The following is a 370-nucleotide window of genomic DNA, read 5'->3' on the forward strand; positions in this document are numbered from 1 at the left end:
CGAGGGCACCTCGTCGGAGAACGTCGGCGTCAACCCGTCCGCGAGCCAGGGCGTCGACGACGGCAGCCTGGGCGCCGACCCGCGGGCCGACGAGAACGGCGACACCGGCGACGCCACCAGCCGGCCGACCGACCCCGGCCCGGACGGCACCCTCGGCACCTCGGACGACCCGACGCCGACGGCCGGCGAGTCGGGCGAGTCCTCGGACGACCCGAGCAGTACGAAGGAGCCGGACGACCCGACGACCGGTACCGGCCCGACGAAGTCGACCAAGCCGCCGACGTCGTCCACCAAGCCGCCGCCCTCCAACGAGCCGACGGATCCCACGACCGAGCCGACCGAGCCGACCGACCCGCCGACCGACCCGCCG

General features: G+C 75.9%; 1 pseudogene. It reads left to right on the top strand.

The annotated features are described in order from the left end of the window. A pseudogene (locus tag J0695_RS41910) lies at positions 1-370 on the top strand (ATP-binding protein); the annotation flags it as partial.

The organism is Streptomyces beijiangensis (assembly GCF_017315755.1).
Classification (GTDB): domain Bacteria; phylum Actinomycetota; class Actinomycetes; order Streptomycetales; family Streptomycetaceae; genus Streptomyces; species Streptomyces beijiangensis.